The sequence below is a fragment of the Algicola sagamiensis DSM 14643 genome, assembly GCF_000374485.1.
GTDB lineage: Bacteria > Pseudomonadota > Gammaproteobacteria > Enterobacterales > Alteromonadaceae > Algicola > Algicola sagamiensis.
On record NZ_KB894499.1, the window covers coordinates 68,256 to 82,294 of the forward strand.

General features: G+C 41.3%; 17 protein-coding genes. 7 read left to right on the top strand and 10 right to left on the bottom strand.

Features of this window, described 5'->3' with window-relative positions:
* Positions 1-9 precede the first annotated feature (9 nt).
* Positions 10-666, top strand: a complete 657-nt coding sequence (locus C505_RS0113420; RefSeq protein WP_018693136.1) for a GntR family transcriptional regulator — start codon at positions 10-12, stop codon at positions 664-666.
* Positions 667-980: 314 nt separating this feature from the next.
* Here C505_RS0113420 and C505_RS0113430 read toward each other — a convergent pair whose 3' ends face one another.
* Positions 981-2,063, bottom strand: a complete 1,083-nt coding sequence (locus tag C505_RS0113430; protein ID WP_157369040.1) for an MBL fold metallo-hydrolase — start codon at positions 2,061-2,063, stop codon at positions 981-983.
* 108 nt (positions 2,064-2,171) lie between these two features.
* On the opposite strand from C505_RS0113430, the gene C505_RS0113435 reads away from it, so the two are divergent.
* Positions 2,172-2,783: a TetR/AcrR family transcriptional regulator gene (locus C505_RS0113435; RefSeq protein ID WP_018693139.1), complete on the top strand. Its 612-nt coding sequence runs from the start codon at positions 2,172-2,174 to the stop codon at positions 2,781-2,783.
* 117 nt (positions 2,784-2,900) lie between these two features.
* Positions 2,901-3,443: a toxin-antitoxin system YwqK family antitoxin gene (locus C505_RS0113440; protein ID WP_018693140.1), complete on the top strand. Its 543-nt coding sequence runs from the start codon at positions 2,901-2,903 to the stop codon at positions 3,441-3,443.
* A 25-nt stretch (positions 3,444-3,468) separates the two neighbouring features.
* Here the strand turns inward: C505_RS0113440 and C505_RS0113445 are convergent, their stop codons facing one another.
* Entirely contained in the window at positions 3,469-3,834 is a 366-nt protein-coding gene (locus C505_RS0113445) for a thioredoxin domain-containing protein (protein WP_026317959.1), read from the bottom strand.
* A 342-nt stretch (positions 3,835-4,176) separates the two neighbouring features.
* On the bottom strand, positions 4,177-4,524 hold the full coding sequence (locus C505_RS0113450; RefSeq protein WP_018693142.1) for a DUF4870 family protein: 348 nt from the start codon (positions 4,522-4,524) through the stop codon (positions 4,177-4,179).
* 313 nt (positions 4,525-4,837) lie between these two features.
* Here C505_RS0113450 and C505_RS0113455 point away from each other — a divergent pair, with 313 nt between their 5' ends.
* The gene (locus C505_RS0113455) at positions 4,838-6,292 is read left to right on the top strand and encodes a catalase (protein ID WP_018693143.1); all 1,455 of its coding nucleotides are present in this window, start codon (positions 4,838-4,840) and stop codon (positions 6,290-6,292) included.
* 61 nt (positions 6,293-6,353) lie between these two features.
* On the opposite strand, the gene C505_RS22410 is transcribed toward C505_RS0113455, so the two are convergent.
* The 3 genes from C505_RS22410 to C505_RS0113470 all read right to left on the bottom strand — a co-directional run bounded on the left by C505_RS22410 (position 6,354) and on the right by C505_RS0113470 (position 9,240).
* The gene (locus tag C505_RS22410; RefSeq protein ID WP_018693144.1) at positions 6,354-7,151 is read right to left on the bottom strand and encodes a substrate-binding periplasmic protein; all 798 of its coding nucleotides are present in this window, start codon (positions 7,149-7,151) and stop codon (positions 6,354-6,356) included.
* Between the two features lie 138 nt (positions 7,152-7,289).
* Positions 7,290-7,628 (bottom strand): nitrogen regulatory protein P-II, encoded by a 339-nt coding sequence (gene glnB / locus C505_RS0113465; protein WP_018693145.1) that lies wholly within the window; start codon positions 7,626-7,628, stop codon positions 7,290-7,292.
* A 1-nt stretch (position 7,629) separates the two neighbouring features.
* Positions 7,630-9,240: an NAD+ synthase gene (locus C505_RS0113470; RefSeq protein WP_026317960.1), complete on the bottom strand. Its 1,611-nt coding sequence runs from the start codon at positions 9,238-9,240 to the stop codon at positions 7,630-7,632.
* A gap of 130 nt (positions 9,241-9,370) precedes the next feature.
* Between C505_RS0113470 and C505_RS24555 the strand changes: the two genes are divergently transcribed.
* Together C505_RS24555 and C505_RS0113480 are read left to right on the top strand one after the other, a co-directional pair.
* Positions 9,371-10,006, top strand: a complete 636-nt coding sequence (locus tag C505_RS24555) for a GspH/FimT family pseudopilin (protein ID WP_018693148.1) — start codon at positions 9,371-9,373, stop codon at positions 10,004-10,006.
* 181 nt (positions 10,007-10,187) lie between these two features.
* Complete coding sequence (locus tag C505_RS0113480; RefSeq protein WP_018693149.1) at positions 10,188-10,718, top strand: GspH/FimT family pseudopilin; 531 nt, start codon at positions 10,188-10,190, stop codon at positions 10,716-10,718.
* On the opposite strand, the gene C505_RS22415 is transcribed toward C505_RS0113480, so the two are convergent.
* Positions 10,710-11,246, bottom strand: a complete 537-nt coding sequence (locus tag C505_RS22415; protein WP_018693150.1) for an MFS transporter — start codon at positions 11,244-11,246, stop codon at positions 10,710-10,712. The two genes, C505_RS0113480 and C505_RS22415, sit on opposite strands and share 9 nt — an antisense overlap.
* A 176-nt stretch (positions 11,247-11,422) precedes the next feature.
* Here C505_RS22415 and C505_RS0113490 point away from each other — a divergent pair, with 176 nt between their 5' ends.
* Positions 11,423-12,007: a GNAT family N-acetyltransferase gene (locus C505_RS0113490; protein WP_018693151.1), complete on the top strand. Its 585-nt coding sequence runs from the start codon at positions 11,423-11,425 to the stop codon at positions 12,005-12,007.
* Here the strand turns inward: C505_RS0113490 and C505_RS22420 are convergent.
* The 3 genes from C505_RS22420 to C505_RS0113505 are packed head-to-tail and all read right to left on the bottom strand — an operon-like array spanning position 12,004 to position 14,035.
* Positions 12,004-12,459, bottom strand: coding sequence for a SoxR reducing system RseC family protein (locus C505_RS22420; protein WP_018693152.1), 456 nt, complete (start codon positions 12,457-12,459; stop codon positions 12,004-12,006). The genes C505_RS0113490 and C505_RS22420 overlap by 4 nt on opposite strands.
* Positions 12,460-12,467: 8 nt before the next feature.
* Positions 12,468-13,427, bottom strand: a complete 960-nt coding sequence (locus C505_RS0113500; RefSeq protein WP_018693153.1) for a MucB/RseB C-terminal domain-containing protein — start codon at positions 13,425-13,427, stop codon at positions 12,468-12,470.
* On the bottom strand, positions 13,427-14,035 hold the full coding sequence (locus tag C505_RS0113505) for a sigma-E factor negative regulatory protein (RefSeq protein WP_018693154.1): 609 nt from the start codon (positions 14,033-14,035) through the stop codon (positions 13,427-13,429). Before C505_RS0113505 ends, C505_RS0113500 begins: the two co-directional genes overlap by 1 nt.
* Positions 14,036-14,039: the final 4 nt, after the last annotated feature.

Genomic DNA, 14,039 nt, shown 5'->3' on the forward strand with positions numbered 1-14,039 from the left:
GACAGACCCATGAGCACTGCTTTTAAAACACGAACTCAGCTTGTTGCAGAAGCGTTGAGAGAACAAATTCTAAGTGGTGCTATCTCCGCAGGAGAGCCACTCCGTCAGGATGCGATTGCCAAATCATTCAATGTCAGCCGTATCCCCGTTCGTGAGGCATTGCTACAACTCGAAGCCCAAGGACTTGTCCATTTCGAGCCGCATAAGGGTGCGATTGCAACCGAGCTATCTATTCGTGATATCAGTGAATTGTTCTCCTTAAGAGCATTACTGGAGGGTGAAATTCTCGGCCTTGCCATTGATCAGATGAACTCCGAAACCCTGATAAAAGCCAAAAACATCTGCAAAGAGTACCATGAGGTGCTTCAAGATGACGAACAAGTCGAACGCTGGAGCCGACTCAACCAAAAATTCCATGCGACACTGTATACCCCTGCTGATCAACCGCTTACCATGCAGCTGATTGACTCACTCAATACAAAATGTGATCGCTACATCCGCCTACAATTACTCCTTACAGATGGTATAGAAAAGGCAGAGCAAGAACATGAATATCTATTGAATTTATGTCAAGAAGGGAAAAAGCAAGAAGCGGTTCAATTTCTTCAGTCACATATTCTCGAGGCTGGTCAAGCAATCCGCAATAGACTGGCTAACATGTTGTAACAAAATGCAAGCAGATTAGAGTAGGTATTTTACAAGGAAAACAAGTCAACCATGCTGTAATCAATGATAAAACATGGGGCAATGTTTCATCTCACGAACAAGTTGGATGACACAGAGAAAAAAGCAAAGGCTTCGACGCTCCCAAACATCGAAGCCTCTGAGTCAAGTCATCCAGCTTGTTCTGATTCTTAATAAATGCCGCAGTGGCAGTTGGGCATCAGATGACTGGGATCGCATTATAGACATATTACCTGAACTGAACCTGAACAAAACCAAAAAATTTACATAATTTTACTCTTTTTGGAATTTTTCTTTCACTTAAGTTGCGACCACCAGCGCGTAAATGTTTGAGTTTCATCTAAATAAATGGCTTCTCCAACCATAGGGGTAATTAACGTCTCTCCAGCCTCATTTGCCAGCGTTTCAATACGATCGAGTGGTTCGTACCAAGCATGAAATGCTAAATCAAATGTTCCGTTATGTGCAGGTAACATACGTTTACCTTTTACATCAATATGTGCCTGTAAACTTTCCTCAGGTGCCATATGCACCTCAGCCCAATCTTTATCGTAGGCCCCTGTTTCAATGATACTCACATCGAATGGTCCAAATTTTTTACCAATTTTTCGAAAGCCATCAAAATATCCAGAATCACCACTATAAAATATTTTTTCCTCACCATGAATCATGACCCATGAGCACCACAATGTTGCATTACTATCTGTCAGACTCCGACCAGAAAAATGCTGAGCCGGTGTTGAAACCAGTTCTAATGAGCCAGCTTGATGCGTTTGCCACCAATCCATTTCAACGATTTGCTCTACTGCGACACCCCATTCCACCAATGTCTCGCCAATACCAAGTGGTACATAAAAGTGTTTTGTTTTTGCCTTTAATACAGCAATTGCCCCTTTATCCAAATGATCATAATGATTGTGGGAAATCAAAACACCTTCAATCTCAGGTAATTCCTCGATAGAGATTGGTGTCGGGTGAAACCGTTTAGGACCCATAAACTGAACAGGTGAGGCATATTCTGAGAAGACCGGATCAATTAACCAAAACTTCCCAGATATTTTTAAAAGATAGGATGAATGACCCAGCCGAAACAAAACTGTTCGTTGATCAGGAAGTTGATAGAGTATTTTTCTTGTGAGTGTTTGAACAGGGATCGTCTGTGTCGGCTGAGAATCAACCCGTTTTTCAGTCAGTAATCGTTTGATGTAGCCAGGAAGTTTGCTGAGTCCCATACTTTCCAGTGGTTTTGTATTCTGAAATTGACCTTCATGAAATTGTGGCGACTGCGTAATACGTTGAGAGAATGGCTTTGTTGTACAAGATAACATCATGACTCCTAGTAAACTCATCAGGGTTAAGAAAATCGATTTCTTAGACATATTAGTAACACCTATAAAACTACACTGTGTAGTTTACTTAAAGAGTGTGAAAAGTAAACTCATTCGTGTAATATTGTGAAATATTCCCCAACAACATCATGAAAGACTTTGGAAAATTTATCCCCTCGACAGCAACAAAAAAGAGCGTCCATTCTTCAAGCAGCCATCATGGAGTTCCGTGAGCATGGTTTTCAATCCACCAGCATGGATCAAGTTGCGTTATCTGCGAAAGCCTCCAAACGAACGGTTTACAATTATTTCCCGAGTAAAGACGCCCTATTTGATGCTATCTTGCGAGAAATGTTTTACCTCATCAAAACTTCCATCTTGATTACGTATGATCCAAAGCAATCTCTAAAGCAACAGCTTACAAACATTGCCCAACAGGAAGTTGCGCTACTTGGTTCCGATGCATTTTTGTCTCTTGCCAGGATCACCATGGCAGAAGCAATCACGCAACCCGATCGTGTCGCTGCAATCATGGCTGAAGTCAATGCGCTCGATAGCAACTTCGTTACCTGGCTCAAAGCTGCACACAGTGATCATAGAATGACCATCAACGACATTGAATTTGCAGCAGAACAATTCATTACTCTACTCAAATCTTTTAGCTTTTGGCCACCATTGTTACTGAATCAACCCACTCCAACAAAAGCGGAATTGAACAATAAGATCAGTAGCGTAGTCGACATGTTTTTAAATTACTATACACGAGTGTGATCAATGCAATATCAATCCGATATACCATACGATGCAGTTGCATCTCCAAGGTAAAAAACTTCTGTAGGGGATGAAATCGCTGAATATACACAAAACGGACAACTTGTTGGAAAACGCTTGTATTCTGGTGGCTACCTGATCCAGGAAACTCCTTTCTCAAATGGACTGAAACATGGCCGGGTTTATCAATGGTGGGACTGTACCAATCAGCTATCATCCTGCGAACCCTATGAAAATGGATTACCACATGGAACAAATTATCAATGGGGTGACGAAGGAGTACTTCTTGGTACATATCAAATGGAACACGGTACAGGACTCGATATTTGGCGACAACGAGATGACCATGGGGAAATTTATATTTCGGAGCTTTTACCATTAAAGGAAGGCAAAATTCATGGTGTCGTCCAGTGGTTTTTTGAGAATCAAATAAATGTATTTATTGAGCGATATTTTTACGAAGGAACGCTTCATGGCATTGAGCGGGAATGGGATGAAGATGGGTTACTGAGTAATGGATTTCCCAAATTTTTCCTTTCTGGAAAAGAGGTATCGAAACCAGAATATCAGAGGGCGAGCGAGCAAGATCCAACACTTCCTCGCTACCACCCATCAAATAATCGATGCTACCGCACACTGCCGAAGAATATTGTACCGTGAAGTTTATTTTCTGACGCCAATTCGATTAGGAAGAAGCGTTCAGGTACTTCACGATGATTTTGTCTGGATCAGGATTTGTCGTGATTTGACCATTGATATCAACGATCGGCAAATCCCAGTGATGACGTTCGTCACCTGCATTTTTTAAGCGCTTACTGATAAATTCCCAGTTCTCTTGCTTTTCAAGTCGAACATAATTGAAATTTACACCGGCATCATCCAAGTAACGCATCATTGCTTCTGTCGCAATATCATCCTTTTTTCCGTAAACTTCTACATATTTTCCAGAGTACAATGGCGCTGCACTCACAAAACCCATATTGTTTTTATCAAAATAAACTTGGTAAACAATAAAACCCAACACTGTTAGAGCAATTAATAAATCCCTCACAGTACTTCTCCTCTTGCTGTGCATTTTTTCATCATTCGCCTTAGATTACCTTAGGCCTCCACGTGCCTGCAATTATATTTACAAAATTTACAGGAATTCAACCTAAATGGTGTTTAAATTCATATTTTTTGGGAACGATACCTGAAATACATCGATCCCTTATAGATTCAGTAACCAAGATGAAACTAAAGTTGTATTTTGAGATCTATTTTCTCCATCTTTGTTCCAAAGTGAATTCAAAATAAACCGACACGATGATTGGGGATACCACAAGATAGGAAGTTGAAAATCAACTCAAAAAAAGAAGCCCCTAAGGGCTTCCAAGAAGGGGAATATCAATCACTAAATGTACATCGGTCTCTTATCCACTAATTTCAACCAACCTCTGACAACACGGTAAATTAACCATATAAAATTTAAGGCCAAGATGAAGTATCCAATGAGTACAACACTGAGTACAGAACCAACGACTGTCCACAGTAACCCATACCAAAATGTCTTGATTTGCCAGCTAAAGTGAGAATCAGCAATGGTTCCTCTCACGTCATCACGCTTGATGTAATTAATGACCACCCCTGCAAAAAAAGGGATAACAGTAAAAAATGATAATGCTTGCAATGCATATACTAATGTCGCATACGCAGATGCGGATGACTGCGATCTAGGCTGATTTGATAGAACTGTATTCATACGTACTCATTTTGATCATGATTTGACATAACATGACATTAATGGAGTCATAGTATTTCTTTTGACATATTATGTCAACCTTGATTTTTGCTCACCCCAAATAAGCAAAAGATCCCACCGAAAAAATTTGATATTGCACAAGGATCGCTTTTGGACCTTTGGTATAAATTCAAGCAAGCATATCCATTCAGCTCGATAAAAAAATAAAGCTAGTTTATTTTTTTAGATTAAATCAATCATTCTTATTCATTTTAATCAAAAAGGTAGATTGCCTAAGCTACCCCAATGCAATGAAGAACGATAGGAAAATACAATGACAAAAACCCGACTTACGACAGCAACAGGTAGCCCAGTCGCAGATGACAACACGAGCATTAGTGTTGGTTCGCGTGGTGCACTGACCTTTGACAATCATTACCTCTTTGAAAAACTCGCACACTTTAACCGAGAGCGCATCCCTGAGCGGGTCGTCCACGCTCGTGGATATGGTGCATTTGGTACATTTACTCTGACAAAAAGTTTAAAATATTACACAATTGCCAAGTTCCTTCAGAATGTTGGCGATAAAACAGAAATTTTTACACGATTTTCTACGGTTGCCGGTGGGCAGGATTCTCCAGACTCGATTCGAGATGTAAGAGGGTTCGCAATCAAGTTTTATACTGAAGAAGGCAACTGGGATATGGTAGGAAATAATACGCCTATATTCTTCCTACGTGATCCAAAGAAATTTCCAGACTTTATTCATTCTCAGAAAAAAGATCCCCAAACCAACCTACCCAATCCAGCGAACCATTTTGAGTTTTGGGCAAATCACCCACAGTCGCTCCATCAAATCACGATTTTGATGTCTGATCGCGGGATCCCAGAAACATTACGCCATATGAATGGCTACTCTTCCCATACATTAAGTTTTTGGAATCAGGACGGGAAACGCTTCTGGGTAAAATGGCACTTTAAAACCAATCAAGGGATCCGTTGCCTGACGGGTGCTGAAGTCGCTTCAAAATCACCAACATTCCACCAGGAAGATCTTGTCAATGCCATTGAACAAGGTGATTTCCCAAGTTGGACGGTGAACGTTCAGCTCATGCCGGAAGAGGATGCGAAAACATATCATATTAATCCATTCGATCTGACAAAAGTATGGCCACACAAAGATTACCCACTTATCGAAGTTGGACAATTGGAACTGAACCGTAATGTTACCAATTACTTTGCTGAAACTGAACAATCTGCATTTGCACCAAACAATCTCGTCCCAGGAATCGGCACTTCGCCAGATAAAATGCTTCAAGCGCGTTTAATGGCATATCAAGATGCACACCGTTACCGTGTAGGCGTGAATGGGCACCAGATCCCGGTGAACGCCGCAAAATGTCCGGTGAATCACTATCAACGCGATGGGGCGATGGCTGGAGGCTGTCCAATGCATGGTGGCCAGATGAATGAAAGCCCAGTGAACTTTTATCCGAATGACCAAACCAATCAAGGGGCACCTGCACCCGACCCAACCATTGCTGAGCCACCTATGCCGATAGAAGAAGACGCATGGATTACGACATATGACACCATTGAAGAGGATCACTATGCACAAGCTGGTGCACTCTTCCGTTTGATGAACCGACCTCAAAAAGAACGCTTGGCTCAGAATATTGCTGAAGGGCTTTCCCAGGCCAGCCAAAGTGTTCAAGATAGAATGATCCTGCAATTCTCTAAAGCAGATCCAGACTATGGTGAGCTTGTCCTTGCAGCACTTCGAAACTAGTTCAAATCAGAAAAAAAAAGCGCCAACAGGCGCTTTTCTTTTTTCATATGATTTGTATGAATTATTCGGCTTTACTGGTTGAAAACAGAAGTAATTGGCGATATGTATAAGGCATGTATTTTTTATAGATTTTATCCACTTCTCCGCTTTTTATCATATTCCCTAATTCACGATCATACTTTTCTGCTAATACCTTATTTTTTGGGCTGAAATCAAGATAAAGGTTCACTGTATCCACCATTGGATGGAGACTTTTGATTTCAACTTCAGTTTGTTCCGCAAGTAATGGCGCAGAGAATATATCGACCAGAATATAATCAAGCCAACCTTTCTTTAATTTTTCAAATAGTTCAGCGTCTGTTTTATGAAGGTCTTTTTTCCATCCCTTAAATTTCTGGATCTTTTCTGTATAGTCATACCCACGCACCATTCCGACCCGTTTGCCTCGCATGAGAAACCAGGAAAATTGCTCAATTGGGAAGTCAGCACGAACATAAATGGCAAGTGGATAAAATGCATTGGCATTTTCACCATAGATATAAGGTTCTAAAGGCGCATTGTCGATAACAGCATCCATTTTACCTTCTTCAACAATGGATAAACATCTTGGCCATGGGAGTTCATGTGCAACCAGCTTCATTCCTAGCTTAGTGAATACAGCCTGATGAATGTCATGAGAAACACCTTTGACAATCATTTTATTTTCAGCGTAGGTAAATGGCGGCCATGCGACACCACAAACTTCAACGGTATTTGGGTCTTTTTTTACTGAGTTTTCTTTTTCTGAAGTGGCTTCCTCTTGTGCGAAGGACTTAAAGGGAAGCCATAAAAAAAAATATAGAAGGGACAAAATGCGCATAAGCTGACCTATTCATGTACACCATGACTTCTGTCATCGTGAATGTAAACTTAACATGGAGTATGGATCAGCTTTACAAGCTTTGCGTAACTGATACTTCAAGCAAAAAGTAAAGCAGCAACAGCATTTTCGGAATCATTAGATAGCGTCTTCATCTTCTTCTGATGTTCGAATTCGAATGACACGTTCTACATCTGTGACAAAGATTTTACCATCACCAATACGACCCGTCTGAGCTATCTTCAGAATCGTTTCAACACAAAGGTCAACCTGTTCCTCAGCGAGGACAATCTCAAGTTTTACCTTTGGCAAAAAGTCGACCATATACTCAGCACCACGATAAAGTTCTGTATGTCCCTTTTGTCGACCAAATCCTTTGACTTCCGTCACTGTCATCCCTGTGACGCCAATTTCTCCCAATGCTTCCCGTACATCATCAAGTTTAAAAGGCTTGATTATCGCATCGATTTTTTTCATCTCAGTTCTCTTTCCTAAATCCTGATGTAATTGGGTAACGGCGGTCTTTACCGAAATTTCGAGAAGTGATTTTGGGTCCAACAGCCGCTTGACGACGTTTATATTCGTTCAAATCAACCAGATTCACAACATGCTGTACATCATCCCGCGAAAAGCCTTCCTCAACAATATCATCAATAGATTTATCTTCTTCTACGTAACATTGCAGGATATAATCCAGTACATCATATGGTGGAAGGCTATCTTCATCGATTTGATCCGGTGCTAATTCCGCAGAAGCAGGTCTGTCAATGACACGTTGTGGGATCACTGGAGAAATTGAGTTTCTATACTCGGCCAATTGATAAACCATCATCTTGGGTACATCTTTGATCACCGCAAAGCCACCGCACATATCACCATAAAGCGTGCAATATCCAACTGCCAGTTCACTTTTGTTCCCAGTTGTGAGCAAAATACGGTGCTTCTTATTCGATAATGCCATCAATAAGACACCGCGAAGCCTCGCCTGGAGATTCTCCTCTGTCGTATCTTTTTTTGTATCGCCAAACAAAGGGGCTAACGTCTCCATATATGCATTGAACATAGGTTCAATAGGCGTTATCTCAAACTCGATGTTCATGACTTCGGCTTGCTTCTTCGCATCTTCCACTGACATTTGGGATGTATATAAAAAAGGCATCATCAATGCTTGAACCCGATCAGCACCCAAAGCATCAACTGCAATTGCTAACGTCAGCGCAGAATCAATCCCACCAGATAACCCCATCACCGCACCACGAAACCCATTTTTATTCACGTAATCACGCACTGCCAGTACAAGCGCCTGATATATTTCTGAGACTTCTGATGACTGAGATAAATCCTGATTTAACCCTTGAAAACCTAGTTCCCAAATAATGCATGTCGTCATTTCGTCAAATAGCGGAAGTTGTACATTAACTTCGCCAGTTGCATCCATTGCAAAAGATCCGCCATCAAACACAAGTTCATCCTGTCCACAAACATGATTCACATAGACCAGAGGGAGTCCCGTTTCTGTCACTCGAGAGCGAATAACATCAATGCGTTGAGATAGTTTTTGTTGGTTGTAAGGCGAAGCATTTAAAGATAAAACAAGCTCTGCACCTTGCGCTTTTAATCCTTGTATTGGCGAGGTATGCCACAGATCTTCACAAATGAGTAAACCGATTCTTCGGCCTTGATAATCAAAGGTTGTGCCAGACTCCCCAGGTGTAAAATAACGAACCTCATCGAATACACTATAATTTGGCAGTTTTTGTTTGTATGCACGTGCTAGAAGAAGTCCTTGATAATAAACGCTGGCTGCATTAAAGATATTTTCTTTTTCTCTCCAAGGATGACCAATCACAATCACTGAGTGCATTGAGGCTGCTTGAACGCGTGACAATGCATCATCAAGTCGCATATATACGTCATCTCTTAGCAGCAAATCTTCGGGTGGATAACCGGTGAGTGTTAATTCTGGGAACAAAACAATGTCAGATTGCGTAGACGCTTCTATAATTTGGATTACTTTATCGGTATTTTTTCTTACAGCCCCGACAAGAAAGTTCTCTTGGACCAGGGATATACTTAACGGCTCAGGCATAAGTAGGTTAAAATGGTGGATGAGAATGAAGCGAATGGTAAATGAAGCAGCCGTCGAACGCAAACTTGATGACTTTGTAAGCAAAATAAGTATAATGTCGAAAGTTGTTAAAATAAAGTAGTGAAATGTTATGAATACAGTGCGTGGTTATACTCTGATTGAAGTGATCATGATCGTCGTGATTGTTGGCATTCTTGCCGCTGTCGGCTTTCCTGCAATGCAATCCACTTTTGGCCGTAGTGATGCAGAAACTTACACAAGCGAGATGTCCGCGCTTCTCAAATATGCCCGTGCTCAGGCTTACACAAATAATGAAATTGTTACTGTTTGCCCAATGAATGAAGGGGAAACATCTTGTGCTGGCTCAGTCAATGATTGGAAGGAAAAGACAGTCGTTGTTTTTTTTGATAGAAATAACAATGGTGATATTGATACAGAAACTGAGAGAACTAAGAGAGAGGATATTTTAAAGCGAATCCCTGCTTTAGAAACAAAAACAGAGCAAGATCACTTTGTACCAACAACAAATGCCAATGCTTTAGCAACTCGAAAACGCATCACCTTTACCCGCACTGGCTCTCTCGATTCTGGAAACAGTGTTCCAAGGTTAACTTATTGTTCTGGTGACACACGAGGAAGTTCCAACTATTTTCATCGTCAATTAACGATTAATATTGGTGGGCAAACAACAACAATTGTTCCTAACTATAACAGCGATCCGATGAAAGAACTTATTAATGTATGTGGCAGTAATAAGCCAAGCTAATCGCGAGTTACCTATTTTTCTATGAATAGCCGAGTCTATCAATACTCGGCTAGTCCCCAACCAAGTTTTTGATAAAAATTTAGAGTTCATCGACAGTGTTGTTGATCTGTTTTAAGTTGAAGCAAAACTTTACCAATAGTATTCTGCTATACAGATAAAAACGAACAAGGAATGTTCAACTATGTTTCAAATGACGAAAGGTTATACAATTGTCGAAGTCGTGGTGACTGTTGCGATACTTGGAAGCCTGTATTCTATTTCATCTCAATCTCTTCCTTACTTTTTTGCTCGCACTCATGCAGAATCTGACTTGATTCAAATTAGGAAACTCTTGGACTTCGCCAGAGGGTATGCTTTAAAAAATAAAGTGTCGACAACCTTATGCCCATTGCAGAATCATGGAACCCAATGTATTTCCTCATGGGATAAAGCGACGCTCACTTTATTTTTGGATATGAACCAAAATGGAAAAAAAGAGGGCAATGAGCCAATATTAAGCGCATTGGATGTTGGGGCACCCTACCACAGCGTTCATTACCCACGAAAACACATCACCTACTTACCCAATGGCCGATTGAAAGGCTTTTTAAATGGCACCGTTGAGATATGTGTTCATCTTTGGCTATGGGAGCGTTCCTATCGTCTTATCATTCCAAACTGGGGACGAATTAGACAAGCCCAAACGCCCCACTGCCGTCAAAAGCTACGATGAACGCTCAAACAATCTTGTATTATTCTGCACACGGGTATAGAAGTATCGGTAGATAAAATAACTTGCAGCTACAAGACAAAAGCTTGCAAACACCAAGGTGAGCCAGGACATCGACTTCGTCTTACCGACCAGATGACTCAAGTCCAGGGCAATGGCACGTGCGATGGAAATGTTTCCTTCAAACAGTCCTGTCAAAAAGCTAGAAGCTAAAAATAGAACAAAGTCCTCATTTAAGATTGCATATGCACTGATGATATAGCCAATAAAACTTCCTCCCAAAGTCCAGAGTAGCATTTTTCTTCGGCCATATTGATCTGATAGCGCTCCGATATAATTACCGCCTAAAAAGATACCAAGCGGATAAATCGCAAGTGCAATTGAAAACAAAACACTGGGGGGCAAGATATATTCAGTTACCATTGGGGGTGGTATATCACCAAGGAACATGGGAGCAAGTAATGGGTATGGCAGTGCGACACCTGCTGTACTTACCATCACAACAAACAAAACGGTCAATAGTGTTTTCATTCTTCATCCTTGCATCTATTTATGTAAAAATTTTAGTTTATTTAATGGTATGATTTTCAGCGCCATTAAGTAAAGTTTTTATTTTATTTATTTAATTTCCCATCCGAGTACAACGGTTCCTTTGATCTTGCATGAAGGTCGCTATAATTGATTCAAGCCATCAGGGAATTAGAAGAATGAACATCAACTACGTCACCGGGACACCTGAAGTCCACAGAGAAGAAGCTGCTGCACTATATAATGAATCTTTTGGCGATAAGTTTGCTGTTGCCATCCCTTGTAAAGAAAAGCGCCTGAAGCTGATTTCAGAGTCACTATCCTTAGACTTTTCCATTGCCGCAATATTGGATGGGGAACTTGTTGGCCTCGCTGGTTACCACACTAAGAAGGGTTCCTTAACACAAGGGTTCACCTTTGATAGGCTCTTAGAACACCTTGGTTTTTGGTCAAGTATTCGTGCTGCACTCATTTTTAGCTTATATGAGAGAAAGCAAAAAGAAGCCGAGTTATTGATGGATGGAATCTCCGTATCAAAACAAATGCGCGGAAAGGGCATTGGCACTGAGCTGCTTCATCAACTCAAAGGGTTGGCTCGAGAAAAAGGATATCAAGAAATACGACTGGATGTGATAGACACGAACCCAAAGGCGCGCCAGCTTTATGAAAGGTTAGGGTTTGTACCAAAGCATACGTCTCATTTTGGTTTTTTACGCTTCCTACTTGGGTTTTCCAGCGCAACCACCATGATCTTCTTGCTTTAAACAGCGTATACAGGAATTGTCTCCGGGTAGATTTCTAAAATGACAATACCATCTTCACCAATTCGATCATCAATACGTGTTTGCCACTTCGCCAATCCAAATCCAATGACACCACCAGCCAATGCGCCGATAACACTCGCAATATCGTTTATATAAATAGACTCAGCCAGTCCAGCCATAAATATTGCTAAAAGCAGGGGCAGTATATAAACGAGAAGAGCAGCCTTTAATAAAGGTTTTTCTTGGATCCCTATCTTAACCTGTTGCCCAACACTGAGTTGTATATCAGTCTTCATTTGAAAACGTTGCAAACGCTTTGTCAGCGCTTTATTGACAACACCAGTTGAACACCCCTCTTGTGAAGCGCAACCATCGCAGGATGTCGCTTGTTGGACTTCAAGTTCAACAAATGGAGAATGAATACGTGTTACTGTTGCAACTTGTTCAAACATAAATCAGATCACTCTATGCGAATACTGTCTGAAATTCGCCGTGCCAGTTTTAGGGGGATATTACCGACAATTGTAACATCATAAGCGCCCTTATTGACAAAAAATACCGTTGTTGCGCCATTATGCAGTAATGTTGGAGAAGTCGCTTGTTTGATTGGTTGTTGGATAAAAACAGAAACATCAACCACACCATCCGACATCAGGAAATAATCTGCTAATTCTTTACTTCTGGAGAGGTAATGTTGATTAGACTGAATGATTTGAAACCCTTCAGGAAGCGCCTTGAATTTCCACTTTGCCGACAATGGTTTCTTTGAAAATTGACCTAAGTCAATCGGTTGTGGCAACTGTGCCGTATGTAACTTGGCTAAATTCGGGTGGACAGTTTCTGTAACGACAAGTGATGTAACCTGGATCTGCTCAAGCGCTTGACCTTTCTGATCGATAAAGGCGGTCTTTAATGGCAAGCCAGTTTGCATATCCAGCCAGATCCAAAAGTCATATCGCTCACCATCACGCGCATTAAACCGAAGCAATTGCGCTGGCTTTCCTGACACGCGACTCTTACCTGCAACAACGATTTCATAAAACTGATTGAGTTCTGACGCTTTATCTGTGTAGAAGATTTCTGGCACAGGGCCAAACAGTGCCGTTTCCTGAAGCGAAAATGGAGGGCGTTCTACATCAAAGTGACTGATGACATTATTTTTTCGGACCAACTCTTTGGGTCTGCCATTGAGCGTCATCAAATATTCAAGTTCATGACCTTCAAAATTACCATGAAGCCAACGGTAAGGCTCAACGTGATTTCCACGAACATGAACATAAGAAATATCGTAGTTGAGTCCTTGTAACCCATGTTGAAGCTTCTCAAGCCAAAGTGTAACTTTAGGGCTTGTCTCTACCGGGTTCGCCAATGCGGCTCCCCCGGTTATCAACGAGAAACAAAGAGCAAAAATAGCACGCATTATTGTTGCTTGTTGTCTTTGTCTTCTTTTTCAGCTTCCACTTGCGTTTGCTTCAGCTTCATCATTTTCTGATGCTCGAAATAAGCTGAGTTCAAGCGTTGTTGCTGCTGTGTCGCTGACTGAGAACGTTGCTCTAAGATAGGACGTTGTGTCGATAGACTGACAGGTGAAGCACTACCCGCCGTCGGGATTGTCTGCAAAACAGGAATTGGAGAAGTATCTTCCAGTACTTCCTGTTGTCCTGCGTACTGATTGACACCGACGACAGCCACTGCTGCAACTGTTGCTGCAACACCAACCTGAACCGTACGTTGCAATACAGGAAATTGCGTGACATTCGCCAGCTTATCGACAACACGTTGACCAAATGATACTTTTTTCTGCTCAAGGGATACCAGTGTTGCTTCATTCTCAAGTGCATCAGCAATTCGATCTGTAATATCAAATTGCAATTGCGCTGGAACATCATCACGCATCACATCCCCAATCAGGTTGTATCGCATCCAAGTGCTTTGCTGCACTTCATCCAGCTCTAAACATTGCATCTCCTCTGTGGTGAGTTCATTATCCACAAAGGCAGATAGTTTTTCATTGCGGCTCGTTGACATGTTA

Bases quoted from the DNA above. Each gene is read 5' to 3' on its own strand.
- C505_RS0113420 (WP_018693136.1), top strand. From the start codon at position 10: ATGAGCACTGCTTTTAAAACACGAACTCAGCTTGTTGCAGAAGCGTTG.
- C505_RS0113430 (WP_157369040.1), bottom strand. From the start codon at position 2,063: ATGTCTAAGAAATCGATTTTCTTAACCCTGATGAGTTTACTAGGAGTC.
- C505_RS0113450 (WP_018693142.1), bottom strand. From the start codon at position 4,524: ATGAATACAGTTCTATCAAATCAGCCTAGATCGCAGTCATCCGCATCT.
- C505_RS0113455 (WP_018693143.1), top strand. From the start codon at position 4,838: ATGACAAAAACCCGACTTACGACAGCAACAGGTAGCCCAGTCGCAGAT.
- C505_RS22410 (WP_018693144.1), bottom strand. From the start codon at position 7,151: ATGCGCATTTTGTCCCTTCTATATTTTTTTTTATGGCTTCCCTTTAAG.
- glnB (WP_018693145.1), bottom strand. From the start codon at position 7,628: ATGAAAAAAATCGATGCGATAATCAAGCCTTTTAAACTTGATGATGTA.
- C505_RS0113470 (WP_026317960.1), bottom strand. From the start codon at position 9,240: ATGCCTGAGCCGTTAAGTATATCCCTGGTCCAAGAGAACTTTCTTGTC.
- C505_RS24555 (WP_018693148.1), top strand. From the start codon at position 9,371: ATGAATACAGTGCGTGGTTATACTCTGATTGAAGTGATCATGATCGTC.
- C505_RS0113480 (WP_018693149.1), top strand. From the start codon at position 10,188: ATGTTTCAAATGACGAAAGGTTATACAATTGTCGAAGTCGTGGTGACT.
- C505_RS22415 (WP_018693150.1), bottom strand. From the start codon at position 11,246: ATGAAAACACTATTGACCGTTTTGTTTGTTGTGATGGTAAGTACAGCA.
- C505_RS0113490 (WP_018693151.1), top strand. From the start codon at position 11,423: ATGAACATCAACTACGTCACCGGGACACCTGAAGTCCACAGAGAAGAA.
- C505_RS22420 (WP_018693152.1), bottom strand. From the start codon at position 12,459: ATGTTTGAACAAGTTGCAACAGTAACACGTATTCATTCTCCATTTGTT.
- C505_RS0113500 (WP_018693153.1), bottom strand. From the start codon at position 13,427: ATGCGTGCTATTTTTGCTCTTTGTTTCTCGTTGATAACCGGGGGAGCC.
- C505_RS0113505 (WP_018693154.1), bottom strand. From the start codon at position 14,035: ATGTCAACGAGCCGCAATGAAAAACTATCTGCCTTTGTGGATAATGAA.